The 25932-nt window shown below is 29.4% G+C and carries 25 protein-coding genes; 6 read left to right on the forward strand and 19 right to left on the reverse strand.

Annotation, left to right across the window (positions count from 1 at the left end; translation table 11 throughout):
• Window positions 1–4: 4 nt before the first annotated feature.
• The 17 genes from ALANTH_RS01770 to ALANTH_RS01850 form a co-directional block, all read right to left on the reverse strand.
• Window positions 5–736: a fumarate reductase iron-sulfur subunit gene (locus ALANTH_RS01770; RefSeq protein ID WP_026803141.1), complete on the reverse strand. Its 732-nt coding sequence runs from the start codon at window positions 734–736 to the stop codon at window positions 5–7.
• On the reverse strand, window positions 736–2721 hold the full coding sequence (locus ALANTH_RS01775; protein WP_026803142.1) for a fumarate reductase flavoprotein subunit: 1986 nt from the start codon (window positions 2719–2721) through the stop codon (window positions 736–738). The genes ALANTH_RS01770 and ALANTH_RS01775 overlap by 1 nt, the downstream gene beginning before the upstream one ends.
• Window positions 2721–3524 (reverse strand): fumarate reductase cytochrome b subunit, encoded by an 804-nt coding sequence (locus ALANTH_RS01780; protein WP_026803143.1) that lies wholly within the window; start codon window positions 3522–3524, stop codon window positions 2721–2723. The genes ALANTH_RS01775 and ALANTH_RS01780 overlap by 1 nt, the downstream gene beginning before the upstream one ends.
• Before the next feature lie 191 nt (window positions 3525–3715).
• Window positions 3716–5233, reverse strand: coding sequence for an NADH-quinone oxidoreductase subunit N (locus ALANTH_RS01785; RefSeq protein WP_026803144.1), 1518 nt, complete (start codon window positions 5231–5233; stop codon window positions 3716–3718).
• Complete coding sequence (locus tag ALANTH_RS01790) at window positions 5230–6717, reverse strand: complex I subunit 4 family protein (protein ID WP_026803145.1); 1488 nt, start codon at window positions 6715–6717, stop codon at window positions 5230–5232. The genes ALANTH_RS01785 and ALANTH_RS01790 overlap by 4 nt, the downstream gene beginning before the upstream one ends.
• Window position 6718: 1 nt before the next feature.
• The gene (gene nuoL, locus ALANTH_RS01795; protein WP_026807304.1) at window positions 6719–8605 is read right to left on the reverse strand and encodes an NADH-quinone oxidoreductase subunit L; all 1887 of its coding nucleotides are present in this window, start codon (window positions 8603–8605) and stop codon (window positions 6719–6721) included.
• Window positions 8602–8916 (reverse strand): NADH-quinone oxidoreductase subunit NuoK, encoded by a 315-nt coding sequence (nuoK, locus tag ALANTH_RS01800; RefSeq protein WP_026803147.1) that lies wholly within the window; start codon window positions 8914–8916, stop codon window positions 8602–8604. Before nuoK ends, nuoL begins: the two co-directional genes overlap by 4 nt.
• 2 nt (window positions 8917–8918) lie before the next feature.
• Window positions 8919–9440, reverse strand: coding sequence for an NADH-quinone oxidoreductase subunit J family protein (locus ALANTH_RS01805; protein WP_026807305.1), 522 nt, complete (start codon window positions 9438–9440; stop codon window positions 8919–8921).
• Complete coding sequence (locus tag ALANTH_RS01810; protein WP_026807306.1) at window positions 9440–9940, reverse strand: NuoI/complex I 23 kDa subunit family protein; 501 nt, start codon at window positions 9938–9940, stop codon at window positions 9440–9442. Before ALANTH_RS01810 ends, ALANTH_RS01805 begins: the two co-directional genes overlap by 1 nt.
• A 1-nt stretch (window position 9941) precedes the next feature.
• A complete protein-coding gene (locus ALANTH_RS01815) occupies window positions 9942–11216 on the reverse strand; it encodes a complex I subunit 1/NuoH family protein (RefSeq protein ID WP_026803150.1) in 1275 nt (424 codons plus the stop codon).
• The gene (locus tag ALANTH_RS01820; RefSeq protein WP_026803151.1) at window positions 11213–12649 is read right to left on the reverse strand and encodes an NADH-quinone oxidoreductase subunit G; all 1437 of its coding nucleotides are present in this window, start codon (window positions 12647–12649) and stop codon (window positions 11213–11215) included. Before ALANTH_RS01820 ends, ALANTH_RS01815 begins: the two co-directional genes overlap by 4 nt.
• Window positions 12650–12682: 33 nt before the next feature.
• On the reverse strand, window positions 12683–13969 hold the full coding sequence (locus ALANTH_RS01825) for a citrate synthase (RefSeq protein WP_026803152.1): 1287 nt from the start codon (window positions 13967–13969) through the stop codon (window positions 12683–12685).
• 20 nt (window positions 13970–13989) lie between these two features.
• Window positions 13990–15240, reverse strand: coding sequence for an NADH-quinone oxidoreductase subunit NuoF (gene nuoF / locus ALANTH_RS01830; protein ID WP_026807307.1), 1251 nt, complete (start codon window positions 15238–15240; stop codon window positions 13990–13992).
• Entirely contained in the window at window positions 15230–15715 is a 486-nt protein-coding gene (locus ALANTH_RS01835) for an NADH-quinone oxidoreductase subunit NuoE family protein (RefSeq protein ID WP_026803154.1), read from the reverse strand. The genes nuoF and ALANTH_RS01835 overlap by 11 nt, the downstream gene beginning before the upstream one ends.
• Window positions 15715–17349, reverse strand: coding sequence for an NADH-quinone oxidoreductase subunit D (locus ALANTH_RS01840; protein WP_026807308.1), 1635 nt, complete (start codon window positions 17347–17349; stop codon window positions 15715–15717). The genes ALANTH_RS01835 and ALANTH_RS01840 overlap by 1 nt, the downstream gene beginning before the upstream one ends.
• Window positions 17342–17857, reverse strand: a complete 516-nt coding sequence (locus ALANTH_RS01845) for an NADH-quinone oxidoreductase subunit B (protein WP_026803156.1) — start codon at window positions 17855–17857, stop codon at window positions 17342–17344. Before ALANTH_RS01845 ends, ALANTH_RS01840 begins: the two co-directional genes overlap by 8 nt.
• Window positions 17848–18210: an NADH-quinone oxidoreductase subunit A gene (locus ALANTH_RS01850; protein WP_026803157.1), complete on the reverse strand. Its 363-nt coding sequence runs from the start codon at window positions 18208–18210 to the stop codon at window positions 17848–17850. Before ALANTH_RS01850 ends, ALANTH_RS01845 begins: the two co-directional genes overlap by 10 nt.
• A gap of 302 nt (window positions 18211–18512) precedes the next feature.
• Between ALANTH_RS01850 and ALANTH_RS01855 the strand changes: the two genes are divergently transcribed.
• Window positions 18513–20327 (forward strand): menaquinone biosynthesis decarboxylase, encoded by a 1815-nt coding sequence (locus tag ALANTH_RS01855; RefSeq protein WP_026807309.1) that lies wholly within the window; start codon window positions 18513–18515, stop codon window positions 20325–20327.
• Here ALANTH_RS01855 and ALANTH_RS01860 read toward each other — a convergent pair.
• Both ALANTH_RS01860 and ALANTH_RS01865 read right to left on the reverse strand, forming a co-directional pair.
• Window positions 20324–20791, reverse strand: coding sequence for a threonine/serine exporter family protein (locus ALANTH_RS01860; protein WP_026807310.1), 468 nt, complete (start codon window positions 20789–20791; stop codon window positions 20324–20326). The genes ALANTH_RS01855 and ALANTH_RS01860 overlap by 4 nt on opposite strands.
• 2 nt (window positions 20792–20793) lie before the next feature.
• A complete protein-coding gene (locus tag ALANTH_RS01865) occupies window positions 20794–21564 on the reverse strand; it encodes a threonine/serine exporter family protein (protein WP_026807311.1) in 771 nt (256 codons plus the stop codon).
• Between the two features lie 69 nt (window positions 21565–21633).
• Between ALANTH_RS01865 and ALANTH_RS01870 the strand changes: the two genes are divergently transcribed.
• The 5 genes from ALANTH_RS01870 to ALANTH_RS01890 all read left to right on the forward strand — a co-directional run bounded on the left by ALANTH_RS01870 (window position 21634) and on the right by ALANTH_RS01890 (window position 25924).
• Window positions 21634–21966, forward strand: a complete 333-nt coding sequence (locus ALANTH_RS01870; protein ID WP_026803161.1) for a hypothetical protein — start codon at window positions 21634–21636, stop codon at window positions 21964–21966.
• Window positions 21953–22579, forward strand: a complete 627-nt coding sequence (locus tag ALANTH_RS01875; RefSeq protein ID WP_026807312.1) for a type III pantothenate kinase — start codon at window positions 21953–21955, stop codon at window positions 22577–22579. Before ALANTH_RS01870 ends, ALANTH_RS01875 begins: the two co-directional genes overlap by 14 nt.
• The gene (gene hisG, locus ALANTH_RS01880; RefSeq protein WP_026807313.1) at window positions 22557–23165 is read left to right on the forward strand and encodes an ATP phosphoribosyltransferase; all 609 of its coding nucleotides are present in this window, start codon (window positions 22557–22559) and stop codon (window positions 23163–23165) included. The genes ALANTH_RS01875 and hisG overlap by 23 nt, the downstream gene beginning before the upstream one ends.
• Window positions 23165–23860, forward strand: a complete 696-nt coding sequence (locus tag ALANTH_RS01885) for a methyltransferase domain-containing protein (RefSeq protein ID WP_026807314.1) — start codon at window positions 23165–23167, stop codon at window positions 23858–23860. Before hisG ends, ALANTH_RS01885 begins: the two co-directional genes overlap by 1 nt.
• A gap of 135 nt (window positions 23861–23995) precedes the next feature.
• A complete protein-coding gene (locus ALANTH_RS01890) occupies window positions 23996–25924 on the forward strand; it encodes a methyl-accepting chemotaxis protein (RefSeq protein WP_026807315.1) in 1929 nt (642 codons plus the stop codon).
• The last annotated feature ends 8 nt before the right edge of the window (window positions 25925–25932 follow it).

The raw sequence follows: 25932 nt of genomic DNA on the forward strand, positions 1-25932 counted from the left end.
ATTATTATCTTAGTGCTACTAATTTTCTTCTTAAGTAAGCAATCTTATTTTGTAATGGTAAGTGTTTTGGACAATGGTCTTCACAAGCCATTAAAGACATACAACCAAAAATTCCATCATCATCACCAATTAGTTCATAAAAATCATCAGCAGTTCTTTTATCATGTGGGTCAATATCAAATCTAGCAACTCTGTTTAATCCAACTGGTCCAACAAAGTTTGGTCTCATTAATGCAGTTCCACAAGAAGCAACACAAATACCACATTCAATACATCTATCTAATTCAAAAGTGTCATTTGCTACATCTGGGTCAATTCTATCTTCTAGTTTAGAAATATCAACTTCATGGTCATTATGAACCCAAGATTCAACTCTTTTACTCATACCATCCATCCATTTACCAGTATTTACTGATAAATCTTTAATAAGTTCAAATGCAGGCATAGGCATTAATTGTAGTTTACCTGAAGGATAGTTTGAAACAAGTGTTCTACAAGCAAGAGATGGTTTCCCATTTACAACCATACCACAACTTCCACAAATTCCAGCTCTACAAACAAAGTCAAAAGATAAATCTGGATCATAGTTCTCTCTGATTTGTGTTAAAGCAATAAAAAGAGTCATACCTGGAGTTTCTTCTAATTTATATTCAACAAAGTGAGGTTTAGAAACCTTACTTCTTGGATTAAATTTTAGAACTGATATTGTAATTTCTCTACCTTTTTGTGCGCTCATTATTTATCTCCTGCTCTTTCATTTTTCTCTTTATAGTTCATTGGTAAATCAAAAGGCATTAATGCATGTTGAATTTCATGTCTATCTTTTCCTTCAGCTTGCATTTGTTCAGTTGTTTCATCAACTTGAGCTTGTCTCACTGCTGATAATTCATTTTCAATGATCATACCTTTAGCCCCATAACCTCTAAATGCTGGAGGCATTTCCATTGTCATAATATCAAGTGGTTCATAAGTTATTTCTGGTTCTAATGCATCTTTTGATGGCCAAGAAGTAAGAGTTCTACTTAACCAATTTGCATCATCTCTTTTTAGATAATCTTCTCTATAGTGTGCTCCTCTTGATTCTGTTCTATCTCTTGCACCTTTAGCAACACAAAGAGCTACTTTTAACATTTTTGGAACTCTATATGCTTCTTCAAGTTCTGGATTCCCTGATTTTTCTTTAGATTTAATATTTATTTGTTTAGTTTTTTGTAATAACTCTTTTAGCTCTTCAACAGCTTCAGCTAATGGTTCACCACTTCTAAAGATACCTACTTTTTCATCCATTAATTCTTTCATTCTATTTTTAATTTTGAAAATATCTTCAGTTCCATTATAAGATAGAATTTCATCTAAATAAGCTTCTTGCTCATCTAAAAATCTTTGAACAGTTGCAGTAGGAATTGTTACATCATTTGCTAAACAATAATCAGCAAAATAGTTACCAATAATCATACCAGCAACAACTGTTTCAGAAACAGAGTTTCCTCCAAGTCTATTAAATCCATGCATATCCCAACAAGAAGCTTCTCCACAAGCAAATAAACCTGCTAATTTTTGAGATTCACCAGTTGGTTTTGTTCTAATACCACCCATTGAGTAGTGTTGCATTGGAAGAACTGGAGCCCAACCTTTTGGACCTTCATCTGCTGGGTCAATACCATTAAATATTTGACAAATCTCTTGAACATCTCTTAAGTTCTTCTCAATGTGTTCTCTTCCTAAAATAGAAATATCTAACCAAACGTGATATCCATAAGGAGATGGTACACCTTTACCATTTCTAATGTGTTCAATCATTCTTCTTGAAACAACGTCTCTTGAAGCAAGTTCTTTTTTCTCTGGTTCGTAATCAGGCATAAATCTATGTCCATCAACATCTCTTAAAATACCACCATCACCTCTACAACCTTCAGTTAATAAAATTCCTGATGGTACAATTGGTGTTGGGTGAAATTGAACTGCTTCCATATTCCCTAAAGTTGCAATTCCAGTTTCAAGAGCAATTGCTGCACCTGTTCCTTCACAAATAACTGCATTTGTAGTTTGTTTGAAGATTCTTCCATATCCACCAGTTGCTATACATGTTCCTTTTGCAACATAAGCTTCTAACTCACCAGTTATTAAATCTCTTACAATTGCTCCATAACATCTATTGTTCTCATGGATTAAGCTTAAAGCTTCTTTTCTATCTCTAATATCAACATTATGTTTTAAAGCTTCATTTGCAACACCAAATAACATTGTGTGTCCAGTTGCATCAGCTGTATAGCATGTTCTCCATTTTTTAGTACCACCAAAGTCTCTTGAAGTAATAAGTCCGTGTCTATCTTCATCTTCAGTAATAGTTGTTTTTTTAGCATTGATAACAGCTTCTCTTGTACCAGCTTTAACTCTTGACCAAGGTACCCCCCAAGCTGCTAATTCTCTAATAGCTTTTGGTGCAGTATGAACAAACATTCTAGCAACTTCTTGATCACATCCCCAGTCAGAACCTTTTACAGTATCTGCAAAGTGCAAATCTTCGTTATCTCCATCAGACATTTTAGAGTTACCTAAACTTGCTTGCATACCACCTTGAGCAGCAGCAGAGTGAGATCTTTTAACAGGAACTAAAGATAAAACTATTGTACTTAAACCTTTTTTTTGTGCAGCAACAGCAGCTCTTAAACCTGCAAGTCCACCACCTATAACTAATGCATCACAGTAATTAATTTTCATTATGCGATTCCTCCAACACTTTTAGTTTTTAATTCATAATTCATAATTTGTGCAGTTGATGGTTTAAATGAATCTCTAGGAATATTGTTTTTAGAGTTTTCGTAACCGATTTTCATATATGCTGCAAGTGTTGCAAATCCTAAAACTAAGAAGAATACTGTTAAAGCCCATTTAACTTTTTTAAGTGCTTTTCTAGTTGCTTTTGGATTATCACCATCAAACCATCCCCACTTAACACAGAGTCTATATAAACCAATTGTTCCATGGAATTCAACAGCTAATAATAGAAGAATGTATAGTGGCCACATGTATTCTTCCCATACTCTAGCACTACTTTCATAAGGACCTATTTGATCTGGATGAGTCATTATTACATAAATATGCACTGAACCTAAGAAGAACATTGCAAAACCAGTAAATGCTTGAATAAACCATAATTTTGTATCATCATGATTCATACTTTTTGAGTGAGCTTTAATTACTTGATATTGTTTAAAGTTACCTGGTAACTTTCTCATACCTAAAGCTGCATGCGTAATAAATATTACAAAAATAACTAAAGCAACAATTGATACCAAGAGTGGATTTCCACCTTCAAATATAAAGCTTCCTTCAAGTAATTTTGTAACTTGATACATAAAGTCTTTTGACACTAAAATAGATGCAACAAGCATCATATGTGCCCACATAAATAAAGCTAAGAATCCACCTGTGAAACTTTGAATGAAGTCAAGTTTTGCAGGTAATCTACTCTTTTTCCCTTCTGTTGTTTTTCCCAAATAACCCTCTATTAGGTCACTCATTTGCTATCCTTTCTTACGATTTTAGATTTCAGAAAAATGATATCGAAATAATGGTTTAAGATTACTTCAGAGAATATATAATTTTTGTATTTTGTTTAGGTGAGATTGTAGAAAAGTTACATTTAGCCCCTTCCCATTCTTAAGGGGCTAAAATATAAAGTAGATTTTATAGTGTTACTATAATTAACACACTAATTTATAAATAAAGATTTAACTGCTAATTGAGCAAAGTTTATCAATGTATCAATATTTAATGCTGGGATAAAGAATACAACAGCAGAACCTATTCCTCCAATTACTGTTAATATTGCTACGAAAAGTATCGCATATGTTGATACTCTTTTATCATCAAAATCTTCATTTTTACAAGAATCTTGTGGAGGATAAAAATACATCACAGCAATAAGTCTTAAATAATAATAAACTGAAACAATAGTTGCAAGTATTGCTAATACAGATAAAGCAGTATAACCAGCTTTAATAGTTTCAGTAAATACATAAACTTTACCTATAAATCCAATAGTTCCAGGAATTCCAGCAAGTGAAAGCATAAATATTGTCATCATTGCGGCTAAAAATGGTCTTTGTTTTGCTAAGCCTTTAAAATCATTAAAAGTAACTTTTACATTTGTTTCTGAAATAATATGAGAAGCTAATCCAAATGCACCTAAAGCTGATACTAAATATGCTATTAAATAGAACATTATAGAATAAGCAGCTTCAATATTTACGATACTTCCTCCTTGAGAAGTTAGAGCAATAAATGCTAAAAGTAAATATCCTGTATGAACTATTGAAGATGCTGCTAACATTCTTTTTACAATTTGTTGAGTAATAGCAAGCCAAGTTCCAAAAATTAAAGTTAAAATAATTACAATTTGTAAAATTCCATCCCAAAAATCTATAATTGGTGCAGCATATTCTAATATAACTCTTAAGAAGAATGAGAATATAGCAATTTTAAATGTAGATGCCATATATGCTGTAATAACCATTGGAGCACCTCTATAAATATCAAGTACCCAAGATTGGAATGGAAATGCTGCAATTTTAAATAAAAATACAAAGAAAATAAGAGTTAATCCTATATAAATAAGAGTTAAATCATTTGAACCATTTGATATAAAAGTATAAATATCAGCTAAATTTGTACTAGCTGTTGCTCCATAAACTAAAACCATCCCAAGTAAATAGAATGCCCCAATAAATGACCCAAGAACTAGATATTTAAAAATAGCTTCAACTCTTTTTGAATCATCACTATTGTATCCAACCATAATATAAACACTAAATGAAGCAATTTCTAAAGCAATAAATGCTGTAATTAATTCATTCGCTTGTGCTAAAATCATCATTCCAAATAAAGCAAAAAGTAAGATTGCAAAAAATTCACCTTTAAAATAGCTTCTATGCTGTAAGTAATGCTCACCAATTAAAAGAGTCAATAAAGTTCCAAGAATTAGTAAAATATTAAAAAAGTTTGAAAAAGTATCAAATGTTAATACGTTATTTAAAAAACTCTCATAAGGTTGAATTGAATATAAAGTATTTACATTCAATAATGCAAAAATCAATGCTAAAATTAAAAATATTGAAGATACAACAATATGACTTTTTACAGTAACTTTTTCATACATACTCATAAATAGTAGAGTAATAGCCCCTGCTAAAACCAACAAAGTTGGTATTAGGTATATAAATTGACTCATTTTGTTGCTCCAATTTGTAGAATATCTTGTAAATAATGTGTAACTGTTGGTTCAAATTTGTCTATGAATACTTCTGGATAAAATCCCATAACAAATACTAATATAACCCATGGAATAAGTCCAACTATCTCTTTTATTTTTAAATCTCTCATATTAAGTTCAGCTGAACCTTCCGGTCTATCTTGAAGTATTGCTCTTTGAAACATCCAAAGCATATAAGAAGCTCCAATTATTACAGATAATCCAGCAATAACACCTAAATAAATGTTGTAATTAAATACTCCAAAAATAATTAAAAGTTCAGATACGAAACCATTTGTTCCTGGAAGTCCAACATTTGCAAATAGCATAATTGCAAAAATAAATGTAAAGATTGGAGCTTTTTTAGCTATTCCACCTAAATCTTTTATAGTTTTAAAACCTGTTTGTTCTTGCATTAAACCAACTAATAAGAACAATGCTCCAGTTGCTATTGCATGAGCAATTATTAAATATAATGCTCCATTAATACCATAAGAGTTTAATGAGAAAATACCAGCTGCTATAAAGCTAAGGTGTGAAGCTGATGAATATGCAAACATTCTTTTAATATCATCTTGCATAAGTGCAGCAATTCCAAAGTAAACAAGCCCAAATAGACCAATAATAACAAACCATGTTGCAAAATCTACATAAACTTCCGGAAATAATGGAATCATAAATCTTACAACTGCATAAACTCCTAATTTTGCCATTATAGATGATAGTATAAATACAGCACCTGTAGGAGCATTTTTATATGTTTCCATAATCCAAGTATGAAGTGGAAATAGAGGAATTTTAATAGCAAATGCTGCTAAGAATGCTAAAAATAACCATACTTTTTCAGAATAACCAATAATTGAAATAGTCATTAATTTATCATAAGCAAAAGACCAAACTCCAAATTCATTATGATAAGCAACCCCTAAATAAAGTATTGCTACAAGCATGAGAAGTGAACCGGCCATTGTATAAACTGTAACTTTAATAGTTGTGAATACTTTGTTCCCAAATCCATATTGTCCAATTAATAAGAAAACTGGTAAAAGCATAACTTCCCAGAAGAAATAGAAAAGTACAACATCTAAAGATAAAAGTGTTCCAGTAACTCCACTTTGAACTAAAAGCATATTTATCCAATAACCTTTAGTTTTACCTTCCCATAAAAGAAGATAAGAAGTAGGGATTAATATAGCAATCATCATTAATATTGTAAGAGAAAATCCATCTAGTCCTAAATAATAATTTATACCATATGTTTCTATCCATGCAACATTTGTAACAAATTGCATACTTGAACTTGGTTCAAACTCTATATAAACTTTTAATACTAATGCTAAGATAACTGTTGTTGTTAGAAAAGCAATATTTCTAATTGTATTAACATCTTTTGTAGTAATTAGTAAACCAAGTGCTACAACTGCTGGTAAAAATATAATAAACGAAAGAATATCTGCACTCATATTATAACCCTAATGAAATATATAAATATACAAATATACAAGCCATTCCCACTAGCATAAATGCTGCGTAGAATCGTACATTTGCATTTTGAATTAATGCAACTTTTTTACCAATTTCAACAAAATTTGTTGAAGATTTCATAATAAAGGCATCAATTACCTTATCGTCAATAACTTTATCAATGAATTTAGAGATAGCTTTTGTTGATTTAACAAATAATAAATCATAAAGTTCATCTACATAAAGTTTTTTACCAATAAATCCTGTTTCTAACTCTGGTTTTGATACATCAAAGTTTGCATATTTCTTATAAGCTACAAAAATACCAGTTGCTGCAACAACTACTGATAATACCATTAAAATATACTCTGTACTATGAGAAAGAGTTATTACTTTCGAGTTTAATTGACCAAGCCAAGAATCAACTAAATGATTTCCACCAAAAATTGAAGGGAAGTTTAAGAAACCTGCTCCAACTGCTCCAATAGCTAAAATTAAAAGTGGAATAGTAATAGTCTTTGATGTATATACATAATCTTTTCTATGATGATTTGGTGCAACAAAAACTATAAAATATAATCTAAACATATAGAATGCTGTTAAAAATGCTGTAAATAATGCAATAGCATAGATTAAATATTGTCCTTCTTGGAAAGCAGCAGTCAAAATAGCATCTTTTGAGAAGAACCCAGAAAATGGTGGTATTCCTGAAATTGCAATAACTCCAATTAAGAAAGTTAATCCAATAATAGGTAAAGAGGCTCTATGTTGTGCAATTTTAAAGATATTTTGTTCGTGGTGAAGTGCTATTATAATTCCTCCTGCTCCCATAAACAACATAGCTTTAAAGAATGCGTGAGTAAAAACATGAAATAAACCACTTGAATAAAAACCTAATCCAACAGCAATAAACATATATCCTAGTTGACTCATAGTTGAATAAGCAAGAATTTTTTTAATATCCGTTTGTCTTGTCGCAATAATAGCTGCAAGAAGGGCTGAAAATGCACCAATATATGCTATAAATATTCCTATTTCTTCAATTCCACTATATAAAAAGTGAAATCTTGCTACCATATAAACCCCAGCAGTAACCATTGTTGCTGCGTGAATTAAAGCAGAAATTGGTGTTGGTCCAGCCATTGCATCTGGAAGCCAAGTATAAAGTGGAATTTGTGCTGATTTTCCCATTGCTCCTACAAAAAGTAAGAAACCAGCAAGTAATAACCAACCATTTGTTGTATTTCCTAAATTTTCTTCAATAGATGAAAAAGATAGATCAACTTGTCCTAAAGCAAAAAATAGTGTTGCAACTCCTAGTAAGAAACCAAAATCTCCAACTCTATTTACAATAAATGCTTTATTTGCTGCAATAACATTCTCTTTTTGCCCATAGTAGAATTTAATTAATAAGTAAGAACAAACTCCAACTCCTTCCCAACCAATAAAAAGAATAATTGGATTATCTGCAAGAACTAATATTAACATAGAAGCTAAGAATAAATTAAAATAAGCAAAGAATTTACCAAATCCTTCATCTCCCTTCATATATCCAACAGCATAAATATGAATTAGCCAACCAACAAATGTTACAAACATTGACATAAAAATAGATAGGTTGTCTCCTAAAAATGCCATGTCTATATTAAGATTTGAAACATTTAACCAAGTGAATAGGTGTTGTTTAAATACTATTTTTTCTTCAAGCATTCTTAAAAATAAGCTTAAAGTTATCAAAAAAGATATTAATGGAGTTAATGTTCCAATAATTGCAAAATAGTTTTCACATATTTTTTTCTTTTTGATATTGTAAAAATATAAAGCACCATTTAAAATAGCACCTAAAAGTGGTGCTAAGATAATCCAAATTAATAAATTTGTACTCATTTATTCTCTCCTTGTGAAAGAGATGTAAATAGATCTGTATCTAAAGATCTTTTTGATCTAAATAATAAAATTATAACTGATAAGAATATTGCAGCTTCTGCAGCAGCAATTGATATAACCATGATTGTTATAATTTGTGGATCAATATTAAAATGATATCTTGCAAAAGTTACTAAGAATAAATTTATGGCATTTAACATAAGTTCTATTGACATATAAATTACAAAGATATTTCTTCTTGCAATTACTCCAATTGCTCCAATTGAGAATAATATCATAGATACAACTGCATAAGAAGTTAGTGTTATCATTCTTAGTCCTCCTGTGAAGTTATTTTAGATTTTCTTCTTTTTGCAAGAACAACAGAACCAACTAAGGCGATTAGAAGAAGAATAGATATTAATTCAAAAGCTACAATCCAGTTATTGTATAACTCTAATCCAACTGGTTTTATTTTTCCAAAATCACTCTCTATTGGTGATAAATCTTTTGCTGGAAGATTTGATACAGCTTTTAAAACTAATACATTTAATGGAATCATTAAAAGTACTCCAAAAGCTATCAATTGATATTTCTTTGGCTCTTTTGGTAAATCTTCATCTCTAATATTTAAGAACATTAAAATGAATAAAATTAAAGCCATAATAGCACCAGCATAAACAATAATTTGAACCATAAATAGCAAAGTCGCATTTAAAAGTGCAAACATTCCAGCAACACTAAGCATTGTAATTAATAATCCTAGTGCACTAAACATCGGACTTTTATATACGAGCATAGCAACAGCACCAGTTATTGCAAAAAATGCTAAAGCAATAAATATTATATCAGCCATTATTCAAAATCCTTTGATCTTTCATTTGCCATTAAAGCTTTTTTATTTAACATAAAATCTTCCCTTTTTGAAGCTGTGAAAGAAAAAATTCCTGTATCCATTCTTATCGCATCACAAGGACAAGCTTCAACACAATATCCACAGAATACACATTCTAAAAGGTCAATTTTAAACTCTTTTGGTCTTTTTTCATCAACTCCATCAAATCTCTCTTCAGCTTCAATAAAAATACATTCTGCTGGACAAGCAGTTGCACACATAAAACATGCAACACATTTTTCAGATCCATCATCATGCTTTGTAAGTCTATGAACACCTCTATATCTTGGAGTTATATCTGTTGGTTGAACTTCTGGATATTGAAGAGTATTTACCCCTTCAACATCTCTTAAATTTTTAAAAAAGTGTCTAAAAGTTGTTTTCATCCCACCTGCAATTCCAGGTAAGTATAGTTTGTCTTTTAGAGAATTTCCATATCTTGGTACTACTTTTATTGCCATATTAATTTCCTATCACAACAATTATTGCTGTTACAACGATATTTAAAAGAGCTAATGGAATTAGAACTTTCCAACCTAACATTTGAAGTTGGTCATATCTAAATCTTAAAACAGTCCATCTAACCCACATATAAACAAAAGCCATCATAAAAAACTTAACCATAAATGTTGCTACTTGTAAAATAGCAGTTATAATATTAACTCCATTTGTTCCAAGTCCAGTTACTAAAAATGATATTAAAAGTGCTACTATTGCTATGCAAATTGTCCAGAATATAGCAGTTAAAACTTTTGTCTCTTTTTCTCTAGAAGTGTCTTTCCCAACAGCTTTATTATTTTTCTTCATCCATCTTGTAAATATAAAAATTTGAATTGGAAGTAAAACAATAATAGCTAAAATTACATAGTTTATATTAGATTGAATTGTAGCTGTATCCATCCAAGGAATTTGATAACCACCAAAAAATAGAGTAACAATCAATGCACTCGAAGCACTCATAGCAGCATATTCACCAACTTGGAAAAGTCCAAACTTCATAGCACTATATTCTGTATGATATCCTGCAACAATTTCGCTTTCTCCTTCAGCTAAGTCAAAAGGTGCTCTATTTGTTTCTGCAAATGAACAAACAATAAAAATAATAGCTGCTAATGGTTGAATAAAAATTCCCCACATAGGAATTACACCTAAATATGTTCCAGCTTGAGCATTTACCATATCTGTTAAGTGAATTGAGCCATAAGATATTATGATTGAAATTAGTGATAATCCCATTGCTGCTTCATAAGATATTACTTGAGCTGAAGCTCTAATTGAACCTAAAAGACCATATTTATTTGAAGAAGAATATCCTCCAAGAATAATTCCATAAACTGTTAATCCTGCAAATGCTAAAAACCATAATATCCCTAATTCAGTTGGGATAGCTTGCATTATATGAGCTTTACCATCAATAGTTAAAACATCAGCATAAGGAATAACTGCAAAAGTTAAGAAAGAACATAAAAATACAAGTGCAGGAGCAATTGTAAAGAAAAATTTATGTTTTACATGAGCAGGAGTAAAATCTTCTTTAAAAATAAGTTTTAACATATCAGCAACTGCTTGAACAAGTCCACCTAATCTTATAAATCCAATGTTACATCTATTTGGACCACTTCTATCTTGGATAAATCCTGCAATTCTTCTTTCCCACCAAACCCAAAGTGGAGTAAGTCCAACTGCAAGAACTACTGCAAGAAGTATATTTACAATAATTACAATAACACTACTCATAAAGTTCCCTTTTCTATCATAGATTTTATGTCCTCTATAATTGTAGTAATAGTTTTCATAGGATTATTTCTATTCATTTGTGAAACAACCTTTTGTCTAATTCCATCACAATTTATGTATGAACCACTTTTCTCATAAAATGATGCAACACCTAAAGCAATATTTGATACACCAATTGTTAAACAGTGGTGAGAAAAAAGTGATATTACTTTTTTATTTTCTAAAAGATTTAGATTATTTTCAAAATAACTATTCTCAACGATAATAACAGTTTTTGCTTCATTTAATGAATTCTCAAAAAATTCTTTTGTTTCATCAATATTTAACTCTTTAAAAGATGCTCTATTTGCAGTTTTGTCTTTTTGTCTTAACCAATCATCACTTTGTTCTTCATCATAAGTATTTGGAGAGTAACCGCTTAATTTAATATTTAGCTTTTCACTTAAGTTTTTACAGTTTAGCATCTCTTCATATGATAAACTAGGACTTAAAAGCATTAATATATTTTTTGAAGTAGATAACTCTTTGAAAATATTTGCAATAGCATTTGACGTATTTGTTTCATTTTTATCAATTAAAGCTATTTCAAATCTATTTGTTGCTTCATTATGATAAGATAATCTTCCCTTATCACATATAAACCAACCATTTACAGCTTTGTTTACTCTTGGTCTAAATCTATAAATCATGTCATCTTTATATTTTTCTTTTCTATGATCTACATGTATATTACACCCTTTTGAACAACCATTACAAATAGCTTCAAAACTTTGTAAGAACCAAACTCTTTGTTTAAATCTAAAATCTTTACTTGTTAATGCTCCAACTGGGCATAAATCTACAACATTCATTGCATAAGGATTATTTAAAGGACGACCAGGGAATGTGCCTATTACAGAATGGTCTGTTCTACTTATAACTCCAAGTTCAGCAGTTTTTGTGATATCTTTACAGAATCTTACACATCTAAGACAAAGAACACATCTTTCTTGATCTAGCATTACATTAGACCCTAAATCAACTCTTTTTTCTGCATTATTTTTATCATCAAGCGCAAATCTTGAAGAGTAGAACCCAGATTCCATATAGTAATCTTGTAGTTTACACTCTCCAGCTTGATCACATGTAGGACAGTCAATTGGGTGATTTATAAGTTCAAGTTCAAGAATGTCTCGTCTTACTTTTTCAATCTTCTCACCTTTTGTTCTTACAATCATTCCATCTTTTATAGGTGTGTCACAGGCGATTTGAGGTCTTTTTTGTCCCTCAATCTCAACCATGCACATTCTACAATTTCCATCTTTTCCCAACGCTTGATGATAACAAAAGTGAGGGATATGAATATTTTCATCTAATAATTTATCAATCAGCAAGCTACCTTTCGTAGCCTGCATTTCAATACCATTAATTGTTATACTAACTGTTTCAGCCATAAATTATATCCCTTTAACCTTTTTTTTATTTTATTAATTACCTGTATATAACTGTCTTGGTCTTGCAATTTTATGTTTTGGATCTTGTTTTAATTCAGACCATTGTGCTAACCATCCTGGAGTTCTTCCTATAACAAAAATTGGAGTAAACATCTCTACAGGAATTTTAAGAGCAGTTAAAATTACACCTGAATAGAAATCAATATTTGGGTATAAACCTCTTTCTTTAAAGTAGTCATCACTTAATGCGGCATCTTCAACAGCAGCAGCAATATCAAGAAGTTTAGAATCAAGATTTAATTTTTCTCTTAATTGATCTTGTAAGCTTTTTAAAGTTTCAGCTCTTGGATCTCTATTTTTATATACTCTATGCCCGAATCCCATTAATCTAAATGGATCATTTTTGTCTTTTGCTTTTGCAATATATGAAGGAACATTTTTAATATCACCAATTAATTTTAATTGATCCATAACTTTTTCATTTGCTCCACCATGAGCAGAACCCCAAAGTGCAGAAATACCAGAAGCAATAGCAACATAAGGGTGAGCTTCTGTTGAACCAACATTTCTTACAGTTGTTGTAGAAGCATTTTGTTCGTGGTCTGCATGTAGAGTTAAAATTGCATCAAGTGCGTCAACTTCAATTTGAGTAATTTCATCATTTTTACCATTTCCTAGATATTTCATTCTTCCACCTGGATAAGCTCTTAACATATATAAGAAGTTTTCAGTGAAATATCTATTTACATCTGGATAAATTAGTGGAGTTCCAATAGAATTTCTATATGCCATAGCTGCAATAGTAGGCATTTTAGCTAAAATTCTTCTTCTCATTGTTTTAAAAGCATCTTCATCTTCTAAATGTAAATGATCTTTATAAAATGCTGCAAGGGCCATAGTAGCTGCTCCCATAGTAGCCATTGGGTGTGCACCATCTGGTAAAGCATCAAAAAGTCTTATAATCCCTTCATTTAAGAATGATCTATGTCTTATTTCTAAATCAAAATCTTTTGATTCTTGTTCACTTGGTAATCTTGCATTCATTAAAAGGTGAGCAACATCTAAAAAAGAGTGTTTACCAGCAAGATCAGCTATATCATAACCTCTATATCTTAATTCAGAGTTTTCTCCATCAATAAATGTAATTTTTGATTCGCAAGATGCAGTTGATGTATAACCAGGATCATAAGTAAACATTCCTGAATCTTTATAAAAACTTGAAATATCAACTACGCTAGGTCCTCTTGTACCATCTACGATGTTATATTCGTAAGTCTTACCATTTCTATTGTCTGTAAAAGTCATTGTATTCTTTGCCATTTTGTTCTCCTTAATTAAAATTAATTTTTTAAATATTCTTCAAATTCACTTCTAAATTTTTTAACAATACTAGCTATAATATCTTTTACTGCTGGTGCAAAAACACAAACAGTTTTTCCATTCATAGTATCACACACATCAAATATTGTTTGTAAATCATCAGAAGTTGCTTTTCCATCTAATACATCTCTTAAAATTTTATCAATCCAACCACAACCTTCTCTACAAGGAGTACATTGACCGCATGATTCATGATGATAGAACTCTATAATATTTTTTGCAACATCAACCATTGAAGCACTTTCATCAATAACAATCATTCCTCCAGTACCTAAAGTTGATCCTATATCCCACATTGATTCATAATCCAATACAGCTTTTTCTACTTCTTGCGCTGTTAATATTGGACATGATGTTCCACCTGGAATAATAGCTTTTAGTTTTTTACCTTCAAGCATACCACCACCTAGAACGTTTAGGAAATCAATCATTTTGTTTCCATATTCCATTTCATATACACCAGGATTTTTAACTGGTCCAGAAATAGCAAAAAGCATAGTCCCTGGAGATTTCTCTGTACCGTATTTTGTATATCCTTGCGCTCCATTTTCTACAATATTTGGAACAGATGAAATTGTTTCTACATTATTTACAGTTGCTGGTTGTCCATAGAACCATTCACACTCTTTACCATGTGGTTTAAGTCTTGGATGTCCTCTTTTACCTTCTAATGATTCAATAAGTGCAGATTTTTCTCCACAAATATAAGCTCCTCCACCTCTATGAACTGTAATATCAACTTTAAAGTTATATTTGTCCATTATTTTATCACCAATAATTTTAGCTTTATACGCTTCTTGTATTGCTTCATTCAATCTATCAATAAAGAATTTATATTCACCTCTAATATATATATACGCGTGATTTGCTTGTATTGCCCAACAAGTACAAATAATACCTTCTATTAAAAGATGTGGATCATATTGAAAAATTTGTCTATCTTTAAAAGTTCCTGGTTCACTTTCATCACCATTAACAATTAGATATCGTGGACGCTCATCAACTGGTGGCATAAGCTCCCATTTTGGTCCACAGGCTGCTCCACCACCACCTTTTCCTCTAAGTCCAGATTTTGTAACTTCAGAAGTAACTTCTTCTGGTTTCATAGTAAAAAGTTTATCAATAGAAGAATATCTTCCATTTGCTAAAGCAACTTCAAGTTTATGAGAGTTTGGAATATCAAAATTTTTACTTACTATTCTAGTTACCATTTTTGCACTCCCAAATTATTTTCTCTAACTTCTCTTTTGTTAATTTTCCATGATAAACATTGTTTAAAGCTATCATTGGAGCATCTCCACAAGCACCTTGACATTCAACTTCATTAAAAGTGAATAGCCCATCTGCACTTGTTTGACCAGGCTCTAAACCTAAAGTATCTTTTATAAAAGATTTAAGTTCTCTTGCTCCCATAAGCATACAAGATACAGTTTTACATAATTCAATATGATATTTTCCAATTGGTTTAAGATTAAACATTGTATAAAAAGTTGCTACTTCATATACTTGCATTGGACTTTTATTAACTCTTGAAGCTACATAAACCATAGCTTCTGGACTTACCCAACCTTCTTGTTCTTGAACTATCCAAAGTGCAGGTAGCATACAAGAGTCTAATTTTGGGTATCTTGATACATACTCTTGAAATTTTGCTTCATTTTGTGGTGTATAACTAAAATTACTCATTATCTATCAAACTCCCCAGCAATAAAATTCAAACTAGCCATTGTTATAACAGAGTCAGCAAGCATTGTACCTTCAACTATTTTTGAAAAAGCTGCAAGTGAATAAAAACATGGTGGTCTACATTTTACTTTATATGGTCTTCCACTTCCATCACTTACAATGAAAAATCCTAATTCTCCATTTGTAGCTTCTGTTGAGCTATAATATTCACCTTTTGGAACTTTTATTCCTTCAAAAGTTAGTTTAAATTGATTCATTAATCCTTCAATATTTCCATAAACATCTTGTTTAAGTGGTAAAACAGCATTTGGAGCATATATATTTATAGCACCATCTGGCATATTTTTCATAGCTTGTCTAATAATTCTTATAGATTGAGTCATCTCTTCAAATCTACACATCATTCTATCGTAAACATCACCATGACTTCCGATAACTACATCAAAATCAAAGTTCTCATATCCATAATATGGTTTATCTTTTCTCAAATCATGAGCAACTCCAGCAGCTCTTAAATTTGGACCAGAAATACCATATTTTATAGCAAAATCAGCTTTTATAATACCTACATCTTGAGTCCTATCTTGATAAATTCTATTGTGAGCAATTAAAGATAATGTATCACTAATACTTGTTTCTGTAGTTTTTAAAACAGCTTCTAAATCATCTTCAAAACCATCATATAAATCAAATTCTAAACCACCAATTCTTGTATAAGTATTTGTCAGTCTAGCTCCTGTTAATTTTGATAATAAATCATAAGCTTGATCTCTTGCAGAGAATAAATACCAAAGACTTGTAAGCCCACCTAAATCAACCATATTTGCAGCATTACAAACAATATGATCAATAATTCTACTTAATTCTCCTATTACAACTCTTATCATTTTAGCTCTAGGAGTTATATCTATATTTAGCATATCTTCAATTGCTTTTGCCCAACCAATGTTATTTAATATAGCACTACAATAATTTAATCTATCTGTATATGGGATAACTTGAGAATATGTATGGTTTTCACATGCTTTTTCAAATCCTCTATGTAAGTATCCAATTTCAGTTACACATGCAGCTATTGTTTCACCTTCCATTGCAACAAAGTTCCTAATAGTACCATGAGATGCGGGGTGAGATGGACCAACATTTAAAAGCATTAAATCATCTATTTCTATATCACTATAACCTTTTGATTTAAGTAAAGGTAACATTTCATCCATTAAATCTTCAGTTTCAGTACAAATTTGTCCTTTTGTAATTTGATAATCTTTTCTTAAAGGATGACCAGTAAATTGGTGATGATTTAAAACTCTTTTTAAATTTGGATGACCAATAAATTTTATTCCATATTGATCAAAAGCTTCTCTTTCCGCCCAATCAGCAGAACCATAAATATCAAAAATAGAATCTACTGATAAAGTATTGTCATCTACAAAAGCTTTAACAGTAATTTCTTTTTTAAAGTTATTACTTCTTAGTACATAAACAACTGCAAATCTCGAAGGAGTGGTATCTGGAAATTTTAGATAATCAATCGCTGTAATATCTAATAAAAGAGTATAGCTTTCTTCATTTTTAAGTTTAAGAATAGTACTTCTTATATCTTTTGAATCAATCAATAAATCACACTTAAGCATCTAAAAATCCTTTGTATTCTTTTACTCTATCTTTCAAAATTGATTCATTTTTTGATTTCTCTTGAATTCTCATAATTGCATCAAGAACAGCTTCAGGTCTTGGAGGACAACCAGCAACATATTCATCAACAGGAATAATTTCATCTATTCCTTGAACTGTTGCATAATTATCATAAAAACCACCAGAACAGGCACATGCTCCCATAGAAATAACCCATTTTGGTTCACACATTTGCTCATATATTTTTTTTAAAATAGGTGCTTGTTTATATGAAATAGTTCCAGCTACTATTAATAAATCAGCTTGTCTTGGAGAAAATCTTACAACTTCTGCTCCAAATCTTGAAACATCATATTTTGCAGCTGCAACAGCCATAAATTCAATCCCACAACAGGCTGTTCCAAAAGCCATCGGCCAAAGAGAAAACGATCTTCCCCAATTAACTGCAGCATCAAGCTTAGTAGTGATTATAGAATCACCTAAATTTGCTTCAACTCCTAATCCCATGATAAAGCCTTTTTCTTATAGATATAGATTAAACCAATAAATAGTAATCCCATAAAGATGAACATTTTAAATAGTCCAGCAACTCCTAATTCTACTACATTTATAGCCCAAGGAAACATAAAAATTACCTCTACATCAAATAGTAAGAATGAGATTGCAACTAAGTAAAATTTTATAGAAAATCTTATGTTTGTAGTCCCAATAGGATTCGTAATCCCACTTTCATAAACTTTATTTTTATATTCTGAATCTTTATTTTGAGGTCCTATAAATCTTGTAAGCATAAATACACCTACAAGAATTAAACCAATAGCAATAAAAATTACAGATGCTAAGATTAATTCAGTTGACATCTTTTTTCCTAATTTTCAAAAATTTTAATCAATTCTGATTGTACACAAATTTATCAAACTTAACAATTTAATTTAACTCTTTGTTGTTAATTATAAAATAGAGTGTGAAAAAATGTAATACTTATCTTAAAAATATATTATTTTATATTTTGTAGATAATATTTAATAGATTTTTAAATTTGTAACATATTATGAATTATGCTACAAAAAGAAACATCTAAAAACTAATTATATAATTTTAATAAATAAAATGATAAAGTCAATTTTATTATTAAATGAATAAATCAATTTTAGGGAATGAAATGCAAAAAGCTATAGAATTATTAAAAAAAAATAATCTTCTAAAAATTATAGATGATGAACTAGATATTTATTTAGAAGTTCCTCATGTTGCCTATATAGAGGTAAAGAAAGAGGAATCAAAAGCTATATTATTTACAAATGTAGTGGATAGAAAAAATGAAAAAAAGTTTGATATTCCAGTTTTAATGAATGTATTTTGTAATGAAGAAGCTGTAAAATTATTTATTGGTGATGGTGATAAAATTGGTTCTGAAATAGAGAGTTTACTTAAACTTAAACCACCTGTAACTTTTAGTGAAAAGATTTCAACTTTTACAAAATTATTTGCTTTAAAAAATACTATCCCAAAAAAGTTAAAAGCTAAAGGAGAATGTCAAGAAATTATAAAATTAGGAAATGAAGCAAAACTTAGTGATTTACCTATTATAACAACTTGGGAACAAGATGGAGGACCATTTATTACAATGGGTCAAGTTTATACACAAAGTTTAAATGGAGAATTAAAAAACCTTGGGATGTATAGACTTCAAGTTTATGAGGATAATACTTTAGGTATGCATTGGCAAATTCATAAAGATTCTAACCACTTCTTCCATGAATATAAAAAAGCTGGTAAAAATATGCCAGTTACTATTGGAATTGGTGGAGATCCTATGTATATTTGGTGTGGACAAGCACCTCTTCCAATAGGAGTTTTTGAACTCATGTTATATGGATTTGTAAAAAATACTCCTGCAAAACTTGTAAAATCTATTACTAATGATATTTGGATACCTTCTGATAATGATTTTGTTATTGAAGGATTTGTGGATACAAGTAAATTTAAAATAGAGGGACCTTTTGGCGACCATACTGGATATTATACACTTGAAGAAGAATTTCCTTTCATGGAAGTAAGTGCTATTACAAGTAAAAAGAATCCAACATTTTTAGCAACAGTTGTAGGTAAACCACCCCTAGAAGATAAATATATGGGGTTTGCTACTGAAAGAATTTTCTTACCACTACTAAAAACAACTGCTCCAGATTTAGTTGATTATTATATGCCTGAAAATGGTGTATTTCATAACTTAATAATTGCAAAGATAAATAGCTTCTATCCTGGACATGCAAGTCAAATGATGCATGCATTTTGGGGAGTAGGGCAGATGAGTTTTGTAAAACATGCTATTTTTGTAAATTCTGATGCTCCAGAGCTTACAAATCATGATGCTATAACAAAACATATATTAAATAGAATAAATATAGAGGATATTTTAATTTCAAAAGGGGTTGTTGATCATCTTGATCACTCTAGTCCAAAATTTGCTATTGGTGGAAAGTTAGGTATTGATTGTACTGGAAATGAAATAGAAGAACTGGGGATTACACTTTTAGAAGATAGTGAATTGCTAAGTAAAATGCAACATATAAGTGAAGATATAAGAGGATTGAAACAGTATTACAAAGATACTAAAAATCCTATTTGTATTATAACTGTAGACAAAACTAGAAGCCAGAAATATCTTTTTGAAGACTTAAAACCACTATTTTCTCATATAAAAATTTTAGTGATTGTTGATAATAAATCAAATGATTTGGAAAATACTTATATGTTAATTTGGAGAGTTGTAAATAATATTGACTCAAATAGAGATTTATATATTGATGGACAAACTTTATGTTTAGATGGAACAAATAAGAATTCACTTGATGGATTTACAAGAAGATGGCCAGATGATGTAGATTGTACAAAAAGTGTAATTGATAGTTTAAGAGAAAGAAAAATTATTGATATAGATGATGAATTTATTAAAAAGTACCAGTTATATTAGATAACTGGTCTATTTAATCTTAAAAAATATAATGATGGAAGAACTAAACCAAAAGTTATAGCTATTAAGATAGCTATTGCTTTTAAACCATTATGGACAAAAAGTTCTATTAACTCAATTGTTGCTCCAAATCTATTTATGTCAATTAAGTTTATCATTGCGCTAAAAGCATAAGTTCCTGGTAATATTGGAATAATTGATGCAACAGTATATACAGGACGTGGTATTTTATATTTTCGTGACCAATAAAGAGCGATGATACCTATAATTGCTGAAGCTAAAAATGTAGCTAACTCAATACCAAAATCTAAAGCTAAAAAGATAGTTCTTAAATCATAAACTATTGCTCCTCCTAATGCACAATATTTTAAAGTATGTTTTGGAACATTAAAAACCATTCCAAATCCAATAGATGCACAAGCAGCAAATATAGCTTCAATTAAAAGTTTAAAAATTAGATCCATATTTATCCTTTGAATCCTAAAATTGTAAATGCTAAAATAATACCTATACAAGTGGATAAAGTAAGAATCATTCCATCCATCCATCTACCCCATCCCATCATCATATATCCTTTAAATGAATCCAATATAGAGTTTACAAAAGCAAATCCAGGAGCTAGAAGTAAAACACTGGCTGCCATCGCTATATTTGGAGTTTCACTAAAACCATATACTTTTGAAAGGCCAGCAATTATTGTAGCAACAAAAGCAGTTATTCCAAAACTTATAATCATCACAAATCTTCTTTTTGCTAGCTCTTGTCTTGTAAACATTGCAATACTAGAAGCTATAAAAGTAATTGTAAGAGCCATGATATCTCCACCTTGTAAATATGCAAAGCTAGAGCAAGCAAGTCCTACCATAAAAATAACTAACCATCTATTATAATAGTTTGGTTCAATATTTTTTAAAATAGTATACAAATAGTGTATATCATGGTCATTTCTTTCCATTTGTAAAACTATTTTTTGAATTTCACAAACAATACTCATATTGATAGGTTTATGGTGTACTCTTCTAGTTGTAGTTACTGATCTTCCATGATATAAAGTTGTTAAAACAATTGCTGATGGAATAAGTGAAATTTCAACAGAATTTGCACCTAATGCTTTACCAAGTCTTTGGGCTGTTTGTTCTATTAAAATACTTTCTGCTCCATATTCACTCATTAAAACAGCTGCTTTTATAATACCTCTTGTTATGATTGATTGATCTTCGTGAGATAAATTTTCCATTGTTTTCTTTTCATTTTGAATTTATGAAATTATACAAATTTTGTTATAATAAAGGTTTTAAGGATAAGAATGAAAACAATAACAGAATTTTTTCTAAAAAAAAATATATTATTTAAAGACTTTAAAGAAGTTTTACCAAAAGAGTTAAATAGTAGAAAAAAGATACAGATTTATGTCGGAACTACAATAGATTTGAAATTTTATGCGATATTTGTAGTGGATAGTAAAAGCAGATTTATACGAAAGAATGCAGATGAATTAATATCTTTAACAAATACTTTAAGCTCTTATTTGGCTCACAATTTTAAAGTCAAAGAACTATTTATTAGTAGTCCACTTTGTTCAAAAGCAAAAGAGTATTTAAAAAATAGTGGTTGGAGTGTAAGAGTTGATTTTATGTGATATTGGAAATACGACTTTTCATTTTTTAATAGATGGAAAACATAAAAAATATTTTTTAGATGAAAAAATACCAAAGTTTAAAGATGAGATTTTTTATATAAGTGTTAATGAAAAAGCTACAAAAAAGTTACTTAAAAAAAATCCACAAGCAAAAAATTTATCAAATATTATAAAATTTGATACAACATATAAAGGAATGGGTATAGATAGAATTGTTGCTTCGATATATCAAGAAAATACTATAGTTGTTGATGCAGGAAGTGCAATAACAGTTGATATTATAGAAAATAAAATTCATAAAGGTGGATTTATACTTTTAGGAGTATATAGTTTTTTAAAAAGTTATGAAAAAATATCAAAAAAACTAAAGGTAGATTTTGAAAAAAATATTAATTTAGATAAAATTCCACTTCAAACAAAAGATGCTATTTTGTATGCTTTAACGAAATCCATCATTTTACCTATCAAAGAAGTAAGTTTAAATAAAAATATAATTTTTACTGGTGGAGATGGAGAATTTTTAAGCCAATTTTTTGAAAATAGCCAATATAAAAAAGATTTAATATTTGAAAATATGAAAAGGATAATAGATGCTAACAATTGCATTGCCTAAGGGAAGAATTGCAGATGAAACTCTAGATAGATTTGAAAAAGCTTTTGGAGAGAAGTTTATTTTTGAAGATAGAAAACTTATTATGGAAAAGGCTGGATTTAAATTTTTAAATGTAAGAAATCAAGATGTTCCAACTTATGTTATGCATGGAGCTGCTGATTTGGGTGTTGTTGGACTTGATGTTTTAGAGGAAAAAGAGTACGACTTGATAAAACTTTTGGATTTAAAACTTGGTCGTTGCAAAGTTGCTTTTGGTTTAAGAGCAGGTGAGAAATTAAATTTTGATAAAAGTAAAATTACAATAGCTACAAAACACGAGAAAATAGCTAAAAAATATTTTGAGCAAAAAGCTATGGCAGTTGAGATTATAAAGCTTTATGGTTCTATCGAATTAGCTCCTTTGGTTGGGCTTTGTGACTGTATTGTTGATATTGTTGAAACTGGCGAAACTATGAAACAAAATGGACTTGAAGTGGGACCTACTATCATGGAAACGACTGCACATTTAATAGCAAATAAAAACTCCTTTTATGCAAAAAAAGATTTGATATTTGACTTAAAAGATAAATTAGAGAAGTTTTTATAATGGGTTTAGATTTATATGCAAAAATAGAAGGATTTTTAGATTTTGAAGAGGAGATTTATACTCTTCATAAAGAGTTTTTAAAATTTATAATTGTAAATGATATAGACAATATTATAGATATTGGTTGTGGTCAAGGATATTTTTTAGAAAATCTAAAGATAAATAAAAAAAGAGCTTTTGGAATAGATTTGAGTAAGGAACAAATAAGGATTTGTGAAGAGAAGAATTTAAATGCAAAAGCTATGCCTTTATGTGAAGTTAAAGATAAATTTGATTGTGCAACTGCAATTTTTGATGTGCTTAACTATATTCCTAAAAATGAACTTCCTTTATTTATAAATGAAGTTAGTAATGTATTAAATGAAAATGCTTATTTTATCTTTGACATAAATACATATTTTGGATTTGATGAGGTTGCACAAGGAACTATAACAATAGATAATGAAGATAGATTTATTGCAATTGATGCTAATTTTGAAGACAATAAACTTCAAACAGATATTACACTTTTTGAAAAAGATGAAAGTGGAAAATTTATAAAAGAACAAGATAGTATAATTCAAGAATATCATTCAAAAGATGAGTTAGAAAAGCTTATAAAAATAAATTTTGAGATTATAGAAATAAAAGAATTTTTCCTTCATACTGATGATAATCCAGACAAATTGATATTTATTTGCAAAAAAATAAAATAATTTCTTAAGAATGTGTATTTTTTACACATGGCTTAATAATAATTATTAACTAATACTACTTTAATCCCTAAAAAATAATCTAAAAACTATAATAAATATACTTTATAATAAATATAAGTTTGGGGAGGGATAAACTTGAATATAAATTCGTTAAAAATAAAGATTTTAGTAATTACATTAATACCTGTTATTATAGGTATTTTTGTTCTTTCTGGTATAAATTTTGAAAAGACTCAAAGTACTTTAAATAATACTTTAAGTAATTTTGAGATTGCAATAACAAAAGAAAAAGAAGCATTAATTAGACATGAATTTGAAGTAGCAAAAAGTTTGATTGATACTATAATCGCAAAAGAACAAGATCTACAAGTTGCAAAGGAGAAGGTTATAGAACTTCTAAGTGGAGTTAGATATTTAGAAGATAAAAGTGGATATTTTTTTGCTTATGAGCAAAGAGATGATGGCTATTATTTTGGATTTCATCCTGCAAATCCATCTTTAAATAATAAAAAAACTGATATAAAAGCACCTGATGTAAAAGGATATGCTTTTAGAGAAGATTTGATTAAATATGCAAAACAACAAAAGTATGTAAATTATTATTATGAGAATCCAGCTACAAAAGAAGTTATTCTTAAAATGGCATCTTCTATATATATTCCTGAGTTTAATTGGGTTTTAGTAACAGGAATTTATGCAGATGACATTCAAAAAGGTATAAATGAATTAAAAACTACCATAGATAAAGATATAAACACACTTTTTGTTATTGCTATTACTGTTACAATAGCTCTTTGTATAGTTTTAATTTTTATTATAATTCCAGCTGTAAATAAAATTATAATAAAACCTTTAAGTATTTTTCAAAATACTTTAGAAGAGTTTTTTAAATATCTAAATGGTGAAACACAAGAAGTTCATAGAATAAAGAATTATTCAAAAGATGAAATAGGGCAAATGTCTAAAACACTTGATAGAAATATTGAAAAAGCTAGAAAAGATATAGATGACAACAATATTTTTATAGATAATACAATTGAAATTTTAGGTAAATTCCAAAATGGTGATTTATCTCAACGATTAAATATTGAAGTTCAAAGTCCAAATTTAGTTAAATTAAAATCAGTTATGAATAAAATGGCTCAAGAATTGGAACAAAATATTGTTAATGTTTTAAAAATAATTGATGAATATAGTAGTTATAAATACCTAAATAAAGTAGATATAACAAAGTTTGAAAATCATATTTTACAACTTGCAAAAGGAGTAAATAATTTAGGTGATTCTATTACTAAAATGTTAGTTGAAAATAAGAAAAATGGAGAAACTCTAGCTTCTAGTTCACATACACTTTTAGTAAATGTAGAAAAATTAAATGATAGCTCTACAAGCACAGCTGCTAATCTTGAGGAAACTTCTGCTTCACTTGAAGAGATGACTTCAAATTTAAGAAATAGTACTGAAAATATGCAAAAAATGTCAAAAATAGCATCAAATGTTACAGATAAAGCAAAAAGTGGAGAAAGTTTAGCAAATCAAACAATGAATGCTATGGAAGAGATAAATAATCAAGTAACTTCTATAAATGAAGCTATTGCAGTAATTGATAATATAGCTTTCCAAACAAATATATTATCTTTAAATGCAGCAGTAGAAGCAGCGACTGCTGGTGAAGCAGGAAAAGGCTTTGCTGTTGTTGCAGGAGAAGTACGTAATCTTGCAAATAGAAGTGCTGAAGCAGCGAGAGAGATTAAAGATATAGTTGAAAAAGCTACTACAAAAGCGAATGATGGAAAAGTTGTAGCTTCACAAATGATTAGCGGATATACAGAATTAAATAATGATATTATTAATACTATTGAGTTAATAAAAGAGTTTGAAAATGCAAGTAAAGAACAACTTTTAGGAATAGAACAAATAAACAATGCAGTATCTGTATTAGATCAAAAAACACAACAAAATGCACAAGTTACATCAGAAACTAAAGAAATTGCTCTAACAAATGATAAAATAGCAAAATTAATTATTGAGGATGTAAATGAAAAAGAGTTTAATAACAAATAAAAAGGTAT

The organism is Aliarcobacter lanthieri, assembly GCF_013201625.1.
Taxonomy (GTDB): domain Bacteria; phylum Campylobacterota; class Campylobacteria; order Campylobacterales; family Arcobacteraceae; genus Aliarcobacter; species Aliarcobacter lanthieri.

Excerpts from the sequence above, each read along its gene's own strand:
- ALANTH_RS01770 (WP_026803141.1), bottom strand. The coding sequence starts at position 736 with ATGAGCGCACAAAAAGGTAGAGAAATTACAATATCAGTTCTAAAATTT.
- ALANTH_RS01775 (WP_026803142.1), bottom strand. The coding sequence starts at position 2,721 with ATGAAAATTAATTACTGTGATGCATTAGTTATAGGTGGTGGACTTGCA.
- ALANTH_RS01780 (WP_026803143.1), bottom strand. The coding sequence starts at position 3,524 with ATGAGTGACCTAATAGAGGGTTATTTGGGAAAAACAACAGAAGGGAAA.
- ALANTH_RS01785 (WP_026803144.1), bottom strand. The coding sequence starts at position 5,233 with ATGAGTCAATTTATATACCTAATACCAACTTTGTTGGTTTTAGCAGGG.
- ALANTH_RS01790 (WP_026803145.1), bottom strand. The coding sequence starts at position 6,717 with ATGAGTGCAGATATTCTTTCGTTTATTATATTTTTACCAGCAGTTGTA.
- nuoL (WP_026807304.1), bottom strand. The coding sequence starts at position 8,605 with ATGAGTACAAATTTATTAATTTGGATTATCTTAGCACCACTTTTAGGT.
- nuoK (WP_026803147.1), bottom strand. The coding sequence starts at position 8,916 with ATGATAACACTAACTTCTTATGCAGTTGTATCTATGATATTATTCTCA.
- ALANTH_RS01805 (WP_026807305.1), bottom strand. The coding sequence starts at position 9,440 with ATGGCTGATATAATATTTATTGCTTTAGCATTTTTTGCAATAACTGGT.
- ALANTH_RS01810 (WP_026807306.1), bottom strand. The coding sequence starts at position 9,940 with ATGGCAATAAAAGTAGTACCAAGATATGGAAATTCTCTAAAAGACAAA.
- ALANTH_RS01815 (WP_026803150.1), bottom strand. The coding sequence starts at position 11,216 with ATGAGTAGTGTTATTGTAATTATTGTAAATATACTTCTTGCAGTAGTT.
- ALANTH_RS01820 (WP_026803151.1), bottom strand. The coding sequence starts at position 12,649 with ATGGCTGAAACAGTTAGTATAACAATTAATGGTATTGAAATGCAGGCT.
- ALANTH_RS01825 (WP_026803152.1), bottom strand. The coding sequence starts at position 13,969 with ATGGCAAAGAATACAATGACTTTTACAGACAATAGAAATGGTAAGACT.
- nuoF (WP_026807307.1), bottom strand. The coding sequence starts at position 15,240 with ATGGTAACTAGAATAGTAAGTAAAAATTTTGATATTCCAAACTCTCAT.
- ALANTH_RS01835 (WP_026803154.1), bottom strand. The coding sequence starts at position 15,715 with ATGAGTAATTTTAGTTATACACCACAAAATGAAGCAAAATTTCAAGAG.
- ALANTH_RS01840 (WP_026807308.1), bottom strand. The coding sequence starts at position 17,349 with ATGCTTAAGTGTGATTTATTGATTGATTCAAAAGATATAAGAAGTACT.
- ALANTH_RS01845 (WP_026803156.1), bottom strand. The coding sequence starts at position 17,857 with ATGGGATTAGGAGTTGAAGCAAATTTAGGTGATTCTATAATCACTACT.
- ALANTH_RS01850 (WP_026803157.1), bottom strand. The coding sequence starts at position 18,210 with ATGTCAACTGAATTAATCTTAGCATCTGTAATTTTTATTGCTATTGGT.
- ALANTH_RS01855 (WP_026807309.1), top strand. The coding sequence starts at position 18,513 with ATGCAAAAAGCTATAGAATTATTAAAAAAAAATAATCTTCTAAAAATT.
- ALANTH_RS01860 (WP_026807310.1), bottom strand. The coding sequence starts at position 20,791 with ATGGATCTAATTTTTAAACTTTTAATTGAAGCTATATTTGCTGCTTGT.
- ALANTH_RS01865 (WP_026807311.1), bottom strand. The coding sequence starts at position 21,564 with ATGGAAAATTTATCTCACGAAGATCAATCAATCATAACAAGAGGTATT.
- ALANTH_RS01870 (WP_026803161.1), top strand. The coding sequence starts at position 21,634 with ATGAAAACAATAACAGAATTTTTTCTAAAAAAAAATATATTATTTAAA.
- hisG (WP_026807313.1), top strand. The coding sequence starts at position 22,557 with ATGCTAACAATTGCATTGCCTAAGGGAAGAATTGCAGATGAAACTCTA.
- ALANTH_RS01885 (WP_026807314.1), top strand. The coding sequence starts at position 23,165 with ATGGGTTTAGATTTATATGCAAAAATAGAAGGATTTTTAGATTTTGAA.